The following is a 12,870-nucleotide window of genomic DNA, read 5'->3' on the forward strand; positions in this document are numbered from 1 at the left end:
GGCGGCTCCGGCGGCAGAGCAAGCTCAGCCGGCCTGGAACACCGGGCCGGTAATTCGTATCGCAAAGGCAAGCTGGCGCCGAACGCTGTTCATGGCGCGGCTTTTAGCCGATGAACGGCAAAGAATAAAGTGGCCTTGGAAGGTCACTTACATCGCGAAATCGAAGCGATAGGTCGCCGATACGCCGACGGTGAACTGGTCGCGCGAGCCGCGCTCCCTCACCAGGCTGGAATCGGCGGCCGGCCCGGCAAGCCGCGAATACTCGCCGAACAGGCTCGTCGTCATCGGCTCCGTCACTTTCCAGCTTACAGCGCCGCCAAGGCCATATGACTTGATGCCACCCTTCGGATGGTATTCGCTCAAGCCCGAAGCGGCCTCCTCCTTGGCGCTGACGCCGTAATAGGCGTCGAAATAGTCGGACGACGCCATGGAGACGCGCGGCCCGCCCGAAACACGCACCGTCGGCGTTACGTCGTAGAAAGCATCGGCGGCGATGTCGGCGACGAAACCGCTATGCGCGCGAAAGCCGCGCCGCGCCTCCGCCCGCACCCGCATCCAGTCCGTCGGATAGAACTCGAAAAAGCCGCCGGCCTCGCCGCCCCAGCGTACCCGGTCGAGGCCCCGCAACTCGCGCTCGTCATTGTCGCGGCCGAACAGGATCTTGCCGTTGAGGCCGGCGCGCACGCCGCCATCGTCGATCAGCGCCAGCGAGATATTGTCGTTGCGCGACACGAACCGCGCATCCTTGCCGGCCTTGCCCAGCGAGATGATGGGCTGAGCACTCAAAAGGTATTTCTTGCCACCCTCGAAATTCGGCGCGACCAGCCCGGTGACGCCGACCGTCAGGTACCAATCGCCGGAAAACCAGTTCTCGGCCCGCGCAGTTGCCGGCATCAGCAGGAGGAGGACGGATGAAACCGCCGCGGCTTTCTTCGGGAGACTCATGAAAACACCTTACGCAACTCGTGACGGAAAACCTTTGTCGAAGTCCTCCTAAGAATTGATTTAAATGCGACCTGTGGCCGAAAAGTCAGCCGCTGGACGCCGGCGGGCAGCGGGACTACTCTCGCCCGAGGCAGGCTTTCATGGAGATGCAGCAATGACCCTGCAAGGCAACACGCTCAAAGGCGACGCCCTCAAACACGCCATCGGGCAGACGCGCGACAAATGGGGATGGTTTGTCGCCCTCGGCGTCCTGCTGCTCATCCTCGGCGGCATCGCCTTCGGCAATTTGCTCATCGCGACGGTGGCTTCGGTCTACATCGTCGGCTGGCTGATGCTTCTCGGCGGCGCGATCGAGATCGTCCACGCCTTCGGTGTCAAGACCTGGGGACGCTTCGCCTATTGGCTGCTCAGCGGCCTGCTCTACGCCGTCGCCGGCTTCTTCGCCTTCTACAATCCGCTGCTCGCATCGGCGGTGCTGACCTTCATGCTGGCGGTCGCGCTGGTCGCGTCGGGAGTCCTGCGGGCGTGGATCGGCTATCAGCATCGGGACGAGAAGGGCTCCGGCTGGATCATCGCCGCCGGCGTGATCACCGCGCTGGCCGGTCTGCTTATCGCGCTGCGCTGGCCGATGAACAGCCTGTGGGTGCTCGGCCTGTTCCTGGCCATCGACCTCGTCTTCCAGGGCTGGACCTTCATCGCCTTCGGCCTGGCGCTCAGGAAGATGAAGCAGGCGTAAGACCGTGGCCTAAAAGGCGATTTCGGCGTCGATCCCGGAAAGCGGCTGCACCGTGGCGAGAAGCGCCCTCGCCTCGGCCTCGTCGCGTTTCATCTGCGCCACCAGCGCGTCAAGCCCGTCGAACTTTTCCTCGCCTCTGAGATAACCGAAGAACGAGACGCTGCAGATCTCGCCATAGAGATCGCCGGAAAAATCGAACAGGAAGGTTTCCAGCAGCGGCGCGCCATTGTCGTCGACGGTGGGACGCCGACCGAACGACGCGACGCCGTCATGCAGAGCGCCATCCGCGCGGCGGAAACGCACCGCATAGATGCCCTGCTTCAAGCCGAAGGATGGCGAAAGCGTCATGTTCGCGGTGGGGAATCCCAGCGTGCGGCCAAGCTTCTGCCCGCCTGTCACCAGGCTTTCCACCGTATAGCGGTAGCCAAGCAGACCATTGGCCTCGCCGAGATCGCCTCGCGACAGAAGCGTGCGAATGCGGCTGGACGACACCACGTCGGCCCCCTCGTCCCGGAAGGCATCGACCAGCGTGACGCCGAAGCCGTGACGCTCGCCCGCCGCCATAAGAAAAGCGGGGCCACCCTGCCGATCCTTGCCGAAGTGAAAATCAAATCCCGTCACCGCATGGCCGACGCCGAGCTTGTGCTCCAGAACGTCGGTGATGAAGGATTCCGCCGAAAGCGACGCGAATTCACGGGTAAAGGGCTGCTCGACAACGGCGTCGAAGCCGACGGCAGCCAGCAGCCGCGCCTTCACCGGCGGCGACGTCAGCACGAAGAGCGGCGTATCGGGGCGGAAAACCGTGCGCGGATGCGGCTCGAAGGTCAGCACAAGCGCCGGCGCTGAACGCTTCGCCGCTTCGTCGAGCGCGCGCTGCAGAACGGACTGATGGCCGCGGTGCACGCCGTCGAAATTGCCGATCGCCACGACGCCGCCACGGAACCGATCCGGCACCGGCAGAGCACCATCGACACGTTCGAACGACGGTTTTCTCATGCCCGCTCCGTCACCGCAGCCGGGGGATGACGGCGACCGGCCGATAACCGTGCTTGTCGAGGAAGGCCGCCAGCCTTTCCCGGTCCGGATTGAGCGGGTCGCCATAGTCGCGGGCATGGATGCCGGCGGAGACGTAGAGCACGTCGATGCCGTTATCCACCGCGCCCTTGATGTCGGTCATCATGCCATCACCGATAGCGAGAACCCGATCGCGGCCAATCTCGCGGCCGAGCACGTCGCCGGCTGCCTTCAGCGAGGCTTGATAGATAGGTGCGTAGGGTTTCCCCGCGATCAGCGTACGGCCGCCCAGCTGGCCATAATCCCGCGCCAGCGCGCCGGCGCACCAGATGAGGCGGTCGCCGCGCTCGACGACGATGTCGGGATTGGCGCAGATGAACGGCAGGTAGCGCGCCCGCAACCGCATCAGCAGTTCGCGGTAGTCCTCCGGCGTATCGTCGTCATCGTTCCACAGGCCGGTGCAGACGACAGACTGCGCCTCGAATTCCTCGACCATTTCCACGTCCAGATCGTCGTAGAGGCCAAGGTCACGGTCAGGTCCGAGGTGGAAGACCTTGCGCGGTCCCTCGGCGATAAGCTGGCGGGTCACATCGCCGGAACTGACGACGCGGTCGAAACAGTCGTCCGGCACGCCGATGGTCCGCAGTTGAGAGAGCACGGAATCGCTGCGGCGCGGCGAATTGGTCATCAGGACCACCGCGCGGCCGGTATCGCGCACACGCTTCAGCGCCGCGCAAGCAGCCTCGAAATGCGTCTCGCCATTGTGAACGACGCCCCACACGTCGCACAGGACGGCGTCGTAGCGCGCGAGGATAGCGTCGAGGGAATCGATCATGTCAGGCAAGGATGCCATGCCGTGCTGCAAACCTCTTCCTTCGAAGGATGGTCGTGGCGGATCGCCAGCAAGGCTCGAATTAACCGAACAACCTCACCCTGTCACCAGCTTTCGCGCGGACGGACCGCGCATTAATGGAAGGTCAGCGGAGAGCAGACTTCACCAGCCACCCTTTCTCGGACGGCTGGGCTTCGATTGACGAGGGCCAGTTACATCGGCCTTCGTGGCCTCGACGCGTGTTCCGGCTCCACCACCTTGCGGTAGAGATGCCAGGTCGCATGGCCGAGAACCGGCAGCACGATCGCCAGTCCGGCAAAGACAGGGATCGAGCCAATAGCGAGAAGTGCTGCCACCGTCAGGCCCCACAGGGCCATCGGCACCGGATTGGCCATGACGGCGCGCACCGACGTTTCGATCGCAGCGACCGCGCCGACGTCGCGGTCGAGCAGCAGCGGAAAGGCGACGACGGTCGTGGCGAGCACGACGACGGCGAACACGAAACCGGCGGCGTTGCCGAGCAGCATCAGCATCCAGCCGCGTTCGGTCGTCAGCACTTCCTGCAGCAGGCCGCCAATCGATTGTGGCAGACCGTCACCGAACAGGCTGACATAGATGGATTCCGCCACGAACAGCCACAACAGGAACAAGGCGACCAGCATCGCGCCGAGCACAGCTATCGACGGCAGCGCCGGGGAATGCCGCACATCGAGCGCGTGCCGCCAGGACGTATCCATGCCGAGTTCGCGCCGCCGGCTGATCTCATAGAGACCGATCGCAGCGAAGGGACCGACCAGCGCGAAACCGGTCATCAGCGGATAGATGAGTTGCACCGCGTTCGAGCCGGACGACCAGTAGGTCAGGATGACGCCGACGATGGGATAGATCAGGCACAGGAAAACGTAGTGCGAGGGTTTCGCCCAGAAATCCTCGAAACCGAGACGCAGGGCGTCGGTCAAATCTGCTGCCGTGATGCGCCGAACCGCCGGCTTTACATAGCCGCCGCGTGCATCCGCCATGACATGAAAGCTGGACATAGCCGTCCTCCCGTTGGTTGAAGGCGGCCAGAGATATGAAGGCCGCCAAAGCTGCCACTCGTGAACGAACCGGCAGTCTAGCCGATCTCGCGGAATTTGTCTTTTTATTCGCAGCAGGGAGCCATCTGAATGCGTCATATGGGTTTTTGCCCGTCGCTGCCCGTCAAAAGCCATGATTGTCGCTAAGCCCGATATGATGGCTTTCCTGACCGACACGTCCTCCGATCCGAATGATATGAGCTTGGCGCCGAACCGGCGGCTATTCCTGCAAGGCGCGGGCATGGCCGGCCTGCTGGCGCTGGCGTCCTGTGGCACCATGCGTTTGTCCCGGAACGGCGCGGGCGCATCGTCGTCCGCCGCCGGCATTGTCGCCGGCCTGCGCCGCCAGGAAGGGCTGCCGGCCATGACGCCGGACAGCCGGCTTGAACAAGCGGCGCTGCAGCAGGCCGGCTACATGGCGGCTTCGAAGCGCATGGTCCACACCACCGGCTGGGGCAAGGATTTCGCCACCCGCGTCAAAGGCAACGGCATCGAAGGCGCGGCCGCGGAAAACATCGCCGAAGGCCGCATGGACCTCACCCGGCTCTTCGACATGTGGATGAACTCGCCGCCGCACCGGCGCAATTTGCTCGATCCGCGGTTCGAGCGCTTCGGTCTCGCCTATGTCCGCGACGATAAAAGGCCGGACTGGCGGTATTGGGCACTGGTGATGGGACGATAGTCGGCAATCGGCAATCGGCAATCGGCAATCGGCAATCGGCAATCGGCAATCGGCAATCGAGATTGCTTCTAAGAACGCATCGCAGAGAGCAATAGCCTACTGCCTACTGCCTACTGCCTACTGCCTACTGCCTACTGCCTACCTCAATCCATATGCACCGCAGGCGCGCCACCCGCTGGCTTGGCCTTCGGCTTGCGCAGCAGGATGATGAAGGGAATGGCGGCCAGCGTCATCACCATCAGCAGCTTGAAGTCGTTGTTGTAGGAGATCATCTGCGACTGCATGTTGACCATGCCGTCAAGCCGCGAAAGCGCCGCCGGGTCTCCAGCCGCGGCTTGCGGCGACGCAGCCCACAGGTTCGGGTTGTAGGGGTTGATGTAGGTGGACAATTCAGTGTGATTGACCTGGACGTTGCGGCTCAGAAGCATGGCCACGATCGAAACACCGATTGACGAGCCAAGATTGCGCACGAGGCTGAACAGCGCCGTCGCGTCGGTGCGGAAACGCGTGTCGAGTGTGGCGAACGCCACGGTCGACAGCGGCACGAACACCATTCCCATGCCCAGGCCCTGGATGACGCCTGAGATGAGGATCAGCTTGTCGTCCATCTCCGGCGAAAAGCTCGCCATGGTGTAGAGCGACTGCGCCGTCAGCAGGAAACCGATCAGCACCAGGATCCGGGCGTCGATCCGGTTCATGATACGGCCGACGACAAGCATCGCCACCATCGTGCCGACGCCGCGCGGCCCCATGACGACGCCGGTGGTGACGGTCGGATAGCCGAAGATGTTCGACAGCATTGGCGGAAGCAGCGCCATGCTCGCCAGGATCAGCACGCCCATGACGAAGATGAACGCAAGGCCGGTCAGGAAATTGCGGTCGAGGAAAATATGCGGATCGATGAAGGGGTGCTCGGCGCTCGCCATGTGGATGGCAAACACCCAGAAGCCGGTTAGCGACAGGCCGAGTTCGATCCAGATTTCGACCGATGAGAACCAGTCCACCTCGCCGCCGCGGTCGAGCATCAATTGAAGCGCGCCGACACCCAGCGACAGCATCGCGAAGCCGAAGAAATCGAAGCTTCGCACCCGCTTGGCAATCATGGGAAGGTAGATGGCCATGCCCAGGAAGGCGAGGATGCCGACCGGCAGGTTGATGAAGAACACCCAGCGCCAGTTGAGGTTTTCGGTAATCCAACCGCCAAGCATCGGCCCCAGGATCGGACCGAGCATGATGCCGGCGCCCCAGATCGCCATGGCCTGGCCGTGGCGTTCCTTCGGGTTGATGTCGAGCAGGAATGTCTGTGACAGCGGCACGATCGCTGCGCCGAAGACGCCTTGCATCAGACGGAACAGCACCATGGTCTCCAGGCTCCACGCCAGGCCGCAGAGCATCGAGGACACGGTGAAGCCGATCACGGAGGCCAGGAACAATTCCTTGCGGCCGAGGCGGTCGGCCAGCCAGCCCGTCACCGGCGTCATGATAGCCGCTGCCACGATATACGAGGTCAGCACCCAGTTGATGTTGTCCGGCGACGCGCCGAGATTGCCCGTCATGGTCGGCAGCGCGACGTTGGCGATGGTGGTGTCCAGCGCCTGCATGATCGTCGCCAGCATCAGGGCGATGGTGATCAGGCCGCGATGCGGCACGTTATGGGGATCGACCGAAGCGATCTGGGCCATGGGAGTTGCTTTCGGGCTGGCTTACTCGGCTTCGCCTGCGACGGCGTGACCGCCGAACAGGCTGCCCAGCCCGCGGCTCACCTCGGTATCGACGGAGACCGTCGCGCTCATGCCCGTGCGCAGGGCCAGGGCCGCGCCCTCGTCGACCATCTTGAGCCGAACGGGAATGCGCTGTGTCACCTTGACCCAGTTGCCGGTGGCGTTCTGGGCCGGCAGCAGCGAAAACTCCGCCCCGGTGCCTGCCCCGATCGCCTGGACGGTCGCCTCAAAAGTGCGGCCCGGATAGGTATCCAGCACGATTTCGGCCTTCTGCCCCGGCTTCATGTTGGTGAGCTGGGTTTCCTTGAAGTTGGCGTCGATCCAGCTGTCGCTGGTTTCCACCAAAGCAAAGAGAGGCGTGCCGACACCAACGAACTGGCCGACCTTGAACGACGACGCCTGGTAGACGACGCCGTCCGCCGGCGCGCGCACCGTCGTCTGCGCCAGGTCGTAGGCAGCCTTGTCGCGGGCCGCCAGCGCCGCCAGCACGGTCGGATGATCGTCTGTCTTGATGTCGGGATTGCCGCCGAGCGCAGCCCGGGCGCTCTCGATGCCCTGCAGGGCCACAGCGTCGTCCTGCCTGGCCTTGTCGAGATCGGTCCGCGCCTCGTCCAGCGACGACTTGGCGTTGATGCCCTTGCGGGCGAGGTCGGCGGCGCGGTCATACTGTGACTGCATGTATTTCACCTGGCTAGCGGCGGACCTTTCCTGCGCAATCGCCTGGCCGTAAGCCGCGCGCAACTGTTCGACGCTGACCCGGGCCCCCGCAACGGCGGCTTCGGCCTGCGCCAGCGCGATCTGGTATGGCTGCGCGTCGATCTTGAACAGCACGTCGCCCTTCTTCACCGCCTGGTTGTCGGCCACATCGACTTCCATGATGCGGCCTGCCGCATCGGAGGCGACGGAAACCCGCGCCTGGCGAAGGTTGGCGTTTTCGGTCTCCTGGTAACGGCCACCGGTTATCCAGACATAGCCGCCCGCCACGGCAAGCAGCAGCGGCAGGGCGAGCATGAGGGCAAAGCTTCCGCCGCGCTTCTTCTTGCCCTTGGCTGGCGGCGCCGGGTCGAGCGGAGGCGGCGCCACGGCGATCGGCACAGCCGCCGGCGGCTGCCCTTCCATCTCCAGCTTCGATGCGTTTTCGTCGATCTTGGCTACCGCGTTCATGCCGATGCACTTTCCGAGTTTTTAATGGTCTCGCACGACGGCTGGTCGCCGTCGGCAAGATTGTCCACCATCGTTGTCAGCCCCTTGACCAGGGCCGCCCTGTCGCCGGCGGACAGACCGGCAAGGGATTGCTCATAGACCTCGCCTGCTATGCCCTTGATGTAGGCATAGGCATCCTTGGCCTTCTGGGTTGGATAGATTGTGCGCACGCGCCGGTCGGCGGCGTCGCTGCGGCGCTCGATCCAGCCGCCCTCTTCCATCCGGTCGATAAGACGCGAGACGCTGATCGGCTCGATTTCGAGCAGTTCGGCAAGTCTGGCCTGCGCGACGCCTTCCTCCTTGGCGACACGCACCATGAGACGCCATTGCGCCGATGAAAGGCCACTCTCGCCGGCGCGCGCCTCAAAACGCTTGCGCATGAGACGGTGCACGTCGTGGATGAGAAACCCGAGTCTATCTACGCCTTCTGAAACCATAAGCGGCACATATTATGAGCGTGCTCACAATTCAAGATGCCGCAGTGCACAATTTTTTGAAAATATGTGCGACCTGGGGCCATATCGCCTGCATCCGCGTCCGGCTCACTTTCGTAAGCCTGGCTTTAAAGCACCAGATCCCAGGTCTGGCCGACCAGGTCCTTGCCGAAAGAGTTATGCTTTTCCTCGTCCACGAGCACGAACCCGGCCGCCTGATAGATGCGGCGGGCAGAGACCAGAATATCATTGGTCCACAGTGTCAGCGTCTCATATCCCTTCGAGCGCGCAAACGCGATGCATTCCTCCACCAGGCGCTTGCCGATGCCAAGCCCGCGCGCCGATGGTTCCACATAGAGAAGCCGGAGCTTGGCGACAGTTTCCGATTTGCGCACGACGAACACCGAGCCGACGACTTCGCCCTCGCGTTCGGCGATCCAGCACCGCTCGTGCTCGGGGTCGTAGGATTTCACGAACTGGACGAGGATTTCCGCGACCAGCGCCTCATAAGTCTCGTCCCAGCCATATTCCTGCGCGTAGAGCATGCCTTGCCTGCGGGTGATCCAGCCGATGTCGCCGACCTGCAGGGGCCGCAACACATAAGGCTCGCCAGGCTCGCCAGGCTCGGCTGGGTTGAGCAGGCGCTCGACCGTTCGCATCGCCCCGACCAGCCTGGACCGCCTTTCGCCGGACAGGCCCGAAAGCAGCGCCTCGACCTGTTCCTGCGAAGACCGGTTGAGCGGCGCAAAAGCGTCTTGCCCGGCTTCCGTCAGGTTTATCGCCGCCTGCCTGCCGTCGGCTTCGGAAATTTCCCGCACGATCAGCCCGCTCGCCTCGAACTTCTTCAGCATGCGGCTGAGATAGCCGGCATCGAGACCAAGGTCCCGCGCGAGGTCCGTCGCCGTTCGGCCCCGATGCCCGGCAAGCTCATAGAGAACCCGCGCCTCGCTGAGCGAAAACGGGCTCTTCAGCAAACCCTCGTCGAGCAGCCCGAGCTGCCGCGTGTAGAAGCGGTTGAAAGCCCGAACCGCCTCAACGGTATTGCCCGAATGGTTTTTAACGGCGGTAATGCTCATGGCGCTACCCTCGGCCATTTGCTTGACTGAGTCAACTAAATAGCCTGAACCGGTATGGGAGCGCTATGACACTGGGCCGCTCCCCGCCAAAATCGCGGCCACACCATTCTTGCGTTCGATGTTCTTATTGACTCCGCGCGGGTGCGGGACTATCTCAGCGCCACGTTAGCACTCACCCAAGATGAGTGCTAACCAAGGTCCGGCTCGACCGGACGGAGGAAATCGTTTCTCATCTTTTCACCTGAGGAAATCAAATGGCAAAGTCGAAATTCCGGCCGCTGCATGACCGCGTGGTCGTTCGTCGCGTCGAATCCGAAGCAAAGACCGCCGGCGGCATCATCATCCCCGATACGGCTAAGGAAAAGCCGCAGGAAGGCGAAATCGTCGCCGTCGGCTCGGGCGCTCGTGACGAAGCAGGCAAGCTGGTTCCGCTGGACGTCAAGGCTGGCGACCGCGTGTTGTTCGGCAAGTGGTCCGGCACCGAAGTGAAGCTCAATGGCGAAGACCTTCTGATCATGAAGGAATCCGACATCATGGGCATCATCGGCTGATCTGAATTCGGCAATCGGCAGTGGGCGGTAGGCAATCGATGCCACTCCCCGACTGCCTACCGCCCATTCCCTACCGCCTCAATTCCGAAGGAATTCAAAAATGGCTGCTAAAGACGTTAAATTCTCCCGCGATGCCCGCGAGCGCATGCTCCGCGGCGTCAACATCCTCGCCGACGCGGTGAAGGTCACGCTCGGCCCCAAGGGCCGCAACGTCGTCATCGACAAGTCGTTCGGCGCCCCGCGCATCACCAAGGACGGCGTCACCGTCGCCAAGGAAATCGAGCTTGAAGACAAGTTCGAGAACATGGGCGCGCAGATGGTCCGCGAAGTCGCTTCGAAGACCAATGACATCGCCGGCGACGGCACCACGACCGCGACTGTCCTGGCCCAGGCAATCGTGCAGGAAGGCCACAAATACGTAGCCGCCGGCATGAACCCGATGGACCTGAAGCGCGGCATCGACCTTGCTGTTACCGAAGTCGTCGGTCACCTCGGCAAGGCCGCCAAGAAGATCAAGTCGTCGGACGAAGTCGCCCAGGTGGGCACCATTTCGGCCAATGGCGACGAGTCGGTCGGCAAGATGATCGCCGAAGCGATGCAGAAGGTCGGCAACGAGGGTGTCATCACCGTCGAGGAAGCCAAGACCGCCGAGACCGAACTGGAAGTCGTCGAAGGCATGCAGTTCGACCGCGGCTACCTGTCGCCCTACTTCGTCACCAACCCGGACAAGATGGTCGCCGATCTCGAGGACGTCTACATCCTCCTCCACGAGAAGAAGCTGTCCAACCTCCAGGCCATGCTGCCGGTTCTCGAAGCCGTCGTGCAGACCTCCAAGCCGCTGCTGATCATCTCGGAAGACGTCGAAGGCGAGGCTCTGGCCACGCTCGTCGTCAACAAGCTGCGCGGCGGCCTGAAGATCGCCGCCGTCAAGGCGCCGGGCTTCGGTGATCGCCGCAAGGCCATGCTGGAAGACATCGCCATCCTCACCGGTGGCCAGGTCATTTCGGAAGATCTCGGCATCAAGCTCGAGAACGTCGGCCTCAACATGCTCGGCCGCGCCAAGAAGGTGTCGATCTCCAAGGAGAACACCACCATCGTCGACGGCGCCGGCAAGAAGGCCGAGATCCAGGGCCGCGTTGCCCAGATCAAGCAGCAGATCGAGGAGACCACCTCGGACTACGACAAGGAGAAGCTGCAGGAGCGTCTGGCCAAGCTGGCTGGCGGTGTTGCGGTCATCCGCGTCGGCGGCGCGACGGAAGTTGAAGTCAAGGAAAAGAAGGACCGCGTAGACGACGCGCTGAACGCGACCCGCGCTGCTGTTGAAGAAGGCATCGTGGCAGGCGGCGGCGTCGCCCTCCTGCGCGCTTCCTCGATGATCAAGGTCACCGGCGTCAACGCCGACCAGGCCGCTGGCATCAACATCGTCCGCAAGGCTCTGCAGACCCCTTGCCGCCAGATTGCGTCGAACGCAGGCGCCGAAGCCTCGATCGTCGCGGGCAAGATCCTCGAGAACAAGGGCGCCACCTACGGCTACAACGCCCAGACCGGCGAATATGGCGACATGATCGCCATGGGTATCGTCGATCCGGTCAAGGTTGTCCGCACCGCCCTTCAGGACGCAGCCTCGGTCGCCGGCCTGCTGGTCACCACCGAAGCCATGATCGCCGAGGCTCCGAAGAAGGAGTCCGCGGGCGGCGGTATGCCGGGCGGAATGCCCGGCGGCATGGGTGGCATGGGCGGCATGGATTTCTAATCCACGTCCTCGGCATCGATCCGAGGACAGCCCTTCTCAGGCAACATCTACGGAAAGGGCGGCAGCAATGCCGCCCTTTTTGCTTCAAGCGGACGCCGCCGCATGTCCGCGGTCTGAAAAAATCCGGAAAAGATCGGATTTGCGGGAACCCCTCCGGATCTCGCGCATTTATCCATTGTCGAAAGCAGATCGGAAGGAGAAATCCGGAAGATGGGCAGACGACAAAAAGACGCCCCCCGCACGATAAAAGGTGTGAGGGGCGTTTTTTATTTTGCCCCGGAGATTCAGCCCTCGAATGCGGGAAGATGGTCCGGAAAACCGAATCCTTTTTTCCATTGCCTGCCGGAACCCATGCCGCCGCGAACCGTTCTTCCGGACGTGAAACCTTCCCCAGGAGATGCGAAATGGTGAATAAGGATCAGGTGTCGGGCGTGGCCAAACAGGTCAAGGGTTCGGTCAAGGAAGCCGCCGGCAAGGCAACCGGCAACCGTAAGACCCAGGCGGAAGGAATCGCGGACAAGGTGTCCGGCAAGGTTCAAAAGGCTTATGGCGACGCCAAGCAGAAGCTGAAAGACTCGCTCTGATTTTGCGGCGACGATACCCGGACAGACAAGGGCGGCGAAAGCCGCCCTTTTGCTGACCGTCTCCGTCCCGCATAGTCCCTACGCCGCAATCCTCGTACAAAAGGTCGTTGGCAGGTGACAAGGTGTCGCCCATCGGCTATTGACGACTCGTCAGGGGCTTTTACCGGCCTCACCGGTTTGCGGGAGAGAGCAGCGAAAGCTGCCGCCGAAGGGGAAATCGCCCGAAATCTCTCAGGCAAAAGAACCGTAGATCGGAAAGACAC

13 protein-coding genes and 1 riboswitch are annotated in these 12,870 nt (G+C 62.8%); of the genes, 5 read left to right on the forward strand and 8 right to left on the reverse strand.

The window, feature by feature from the left end; all coding sequences use genetic code 11:
- Positions 1-147: 147 nt before the first annotated feature.
- The gene (locus J2X35_RS06935; RefSeq protein WP_310183753.1) at positions 148-894 is read right to left on the reverse strand and encodes a MipA/OmpV family protein; all 747 of its coding nucleotides are present in this window, start codon (positions 892-894) and stop codon (positions 148-150) included.
- A 205-nt stretch (positions 895-1,099) separates the two neighbouring features.
- Between J2X35_RS06935 and J2X35_RS06940 the strand changes: the two genes are divergently transcribed.
- Positions 1,100-1,681, forward strand: coding sequence for an HdeD family acid-resistance protein (locus tag J2X35_RS06940; protein ID WP_056109938.1), 582 nt, complete (start codon positions 1,100-1,102; stop codon positions 1,679-1,681).
- Positions 1,682-1,690: 9 nt separating this feature from the next.
- On the opposite strand, the gene J2X35_RS06945 is transcribed toward J2X35_RS06940, so the two are convergent.
- The 3 genes from J2X35_RS06945 to J2X35_RS06955 all read right to left on the reverse strand — a co-directional run bounded on the left by J2X35_RS06945 (position 1,691) and on the right by J2X35_RS06955 (position 4,564).
- Positions 1,691-2,677 carry a bifunctional riboflavin kinase/FAD synthetase gene (locus J2X35_RS06945; RefSeq protein WP_310183249.1) on the reverse strand — a complete coding sequence of 329 codons (987 nt, stop codon included), beginning with the start codon at positions 2,675-2,677 and terminating at the stop codon, positions 1,691-1,693.
- Between the two features lie 10 nt (positions 2,678-2,687).
- Positions 2,688-3,548: a TIGR01459 family HAD-type hydrolase gene (locus J2X35_RS06950; RefSeq protein WP_310183250.1), complete on the reverse strand. Its 861-nt coding sequence runs from the start codon at positions 3,546-3,548 to the stop codon at positions 2,688-2,690.
- A gap of 191 nt (positions 3,549-3,739) precedes the next feature.
- On the reverse strand, positions 3,740-4,564 hold the full coding sequence (locus J2X35_RS06955) for a DUF2189 domain-containing protein (RefSeq protein WP_056109944.1): 825 nt from the start codon (positions 4,562-4,564) through the stop codon (positions 3,740-3,742).
- Positions 4,565-4,799: 235 nt separating this feature from the next.
- Here J2X35_RS06955 and J2X35_RS06960 point away from each other — a divergent pair, with 235 nt between their 5' ends.
- Positions 4,800-5,285, forward strand: coding sequence for a CAP domain-containing protein (locus tag J2X35_RS06960; RefSeq protein WP_056115567.1), 486 nt, complete (start codon positions 4,800-4,802; stop codon positions 5,283-5,285).
- A gap of 143 nt (positions 5,286-5,428) precedes the next feature.
- Here J2X35_RS06960 and J2X35_RS06965 read toward each other — a convergent pair whose 3' ends face one another.
- The 4 genes from J2X35_RS06965 to J2X35_RS06980 all read right to left on the reverse strand — a co-directional run bounded on the left by J2X35_RS06965 (position 5,429) and on the right by J2X35_RS06980 (position 9,719).
- The gene (locus J2X35_RS06965) at positions 5,429-6,967 is read right to left on the reverse strand and encodes a DHA2 family efflux MFS transporter permease subunit (protein ID WP_405023186.1); all 1,539 of its coding nucleotides are present in this window, start codon (positions 6,965-6,967) and stop codon (positions 5,429-5,431) included.
- Between the two features lie 21 nt (positions 6,968-6,988).
- On the reverse strand, positions 6,989-8,170 hold the full coding sequence (locus J2X35_RS06970; RefSeq protein ID WP_310183251.1) for an HlyD family secretion protein: 1,182 nt from the start codon (positions 8,168-8,170) through the stop codon (positions 6,989-6,991).
- Positions 8,167-8,646 carry a MarR family winged helix-turn-helix transcriptional regulator gene (locus J2X35_RS06975; RefSeq protein ID WP_056109948.1) on the reverse strand — a complete coding sequence of 160 codons (480 nt, stop codon included), beginning with the start codon at positions 8,644-8,646 and terminating at the stop codon, positions 8,167-8,169. Before J2X35_RS06975 ends, J2X35_RS06970 begins: the two co-directional genes overlap by 4 nt.
- Positions 8,647-8,771: 125 nt before the next feature.
- On the reverse strand, positions 8,772-9,719 hold the full coding sequence (locus J2X35_RS06980) for a bifunctional helix-turn-helix transcriptional regulator/GNAT family N-acetyltransferase (RefSeq protein WP_310183254.1): 948 nt from the start codon (positions 9,717-9,719) through the stop codon (positions 8,772-8,774).
- A gap of 254 nt (positions 9,720-9,973) precedes the next feature.
- Between J2X35_RS06980 and groES the strand changes: the two genes are divergently transcribed.
- The 3 genes from groES to J2X35_RS06995 all read left to right on the forward strand — a co-directional run bounded on the left by groES (position 9,974) and on the right by J2X35_RS06995 (position 12,607).
- On the forward strand, positions 9,974-10,270 hold the full coding sequence (groES, locus tag J2X35_RS06985; RefSeq protein ID WP_056100728.1) for a co-chaperone GroES: 297 nt from the start codon (positions 9,974-9,976) through the stop codon (positions 10,268-10,270).
- Between the two features lie 100 nt (positions 10,271-10,370).
- On the forward strand, positions 10,371-12,023 hold the full coding sequence (groL, locus tag J2X35_RS06990; protein ID WP_056109950.1) for a chaperonin GroEL: 1,653 nt from the start codon (positions 10,371-10,373) through the stop codon (positions 12,021-12,023).
- A 404-nt stretch (positions 12,024-12,427) separates the two neighbouring features.
- Positions 12,428-12,607, forward strand: coding sequence for a CsbD family protein (locus J2X35_RS06995; protein WP_056109952.1), 180 nt, complete (start codon positions 12,428-12,430; stop codon positions 12,605-12,607).
- Positions 12,608-12,777: 170 nt separating this feature from the next.
- Positions 12,778-12,864: riboswitch (glycine riboswitch) on the forward strand.
- The last annotated feature ends 6 nt before the right edge of the window (positions 12,865-12,870 follow it).

This window comes from Mesorhizobium sp. BE184 (assembly GCF_031457045.1).
In the GTDB taxonomy this organism is placed as follows: Bacteria; Pseudomonadota; Alphaproteobacteria; order Rhizobiales; family Rhizobiaceae; genus Mesorhizobium.

Coding starts and splice junctions, on each gene's coding strand:
- J2X35_RS06975 (WP_056109948.1), bottom strand. CDS start 8,646: ATGGTTTCAGAAGGCGTAGATAGACTCGGGTTTCTCATCCACGACGTG.
- J2X35_RS06935 (WP_310183753.1), bottom strand. CDS start 894: ATGCCGGCAACTGCGCGGGCCGAGAACTGGTTTTCCGGCGATTGGTAC.
- groL (WP_056109950.1), top strand. CDS start 10,371: ATGGCTGCTAAAGACGTTAAATTCTCCCGCGATGCCCGCGAGCGCATG.
- J2X35_RS06970 (WP_310183251.1), bottom strand. CDS start 8,170: ATGAACGCGGTAGCCAAGATCGACGAAAACGCATCGAAGCTGGAGATG.
- J2X35_RS06940 (WP_056109938.1), top strand. CDS start 1,100: ATGACCCTGCAAGGCAACACGCTCAAAGGCGACGCCCTCAAACACGCC.
- J2X35_RS06945 (WP_310183249.1), bottom strand. CDS start 2,677: ATGAGAAAACCGTCGTTCGAACGTGTCGATGGTGCTCTGCCGGTGCCG.
- J2X35_RS06960 (WP_056115567.1), top strand. CDS start 4,800: ATGAGCTTGGCGCCGAACCGGCGGCTATTCCTGCAAGGCGCGGGCATG.
- J2X35_RS06980 (WP_310183254.1), bottom strand. CDS start 9,719: ATGAGCATTACCGCCGTTAAAAACCATTCGGGCAATACCGTTGAGGCG.
- J2X35_RS06950 (WP_310183250.1), bottom strand. CDS start 3,548: ATGGCATCCTTGCCTGACATGATCGATTCCCTCGACGCTATCCTCGCG.
- J2X35_RS06965 (WP_405023186.1), bottom strand. CDS start 6,967: ATGGCCCAGATCGCTTCGGTCGATCCCCATAACGTGCCGCATCGCGGC.
- groES (WP_056100728.1), top strand. CDS start 9,974: ATGGCAAAGTCGAAATTCCGGCCGCTGCATGACCGCGTGGTCGTTCGT.
- J2X35_RS06955 (WP_056109944.1), bottom strand. CDS start 4,564: ATGTCCAGCTTTCATGTCATGGCGGATGCACGCGGCGGCTATGTAAAG.
- J2X35_RS06995 (WP_056109952.1), top strand. CDS start 12,428: ATGGTGAATAAGGATCAGGTGTCGGGCGTGGCCAAACAGGTCAAGGGT.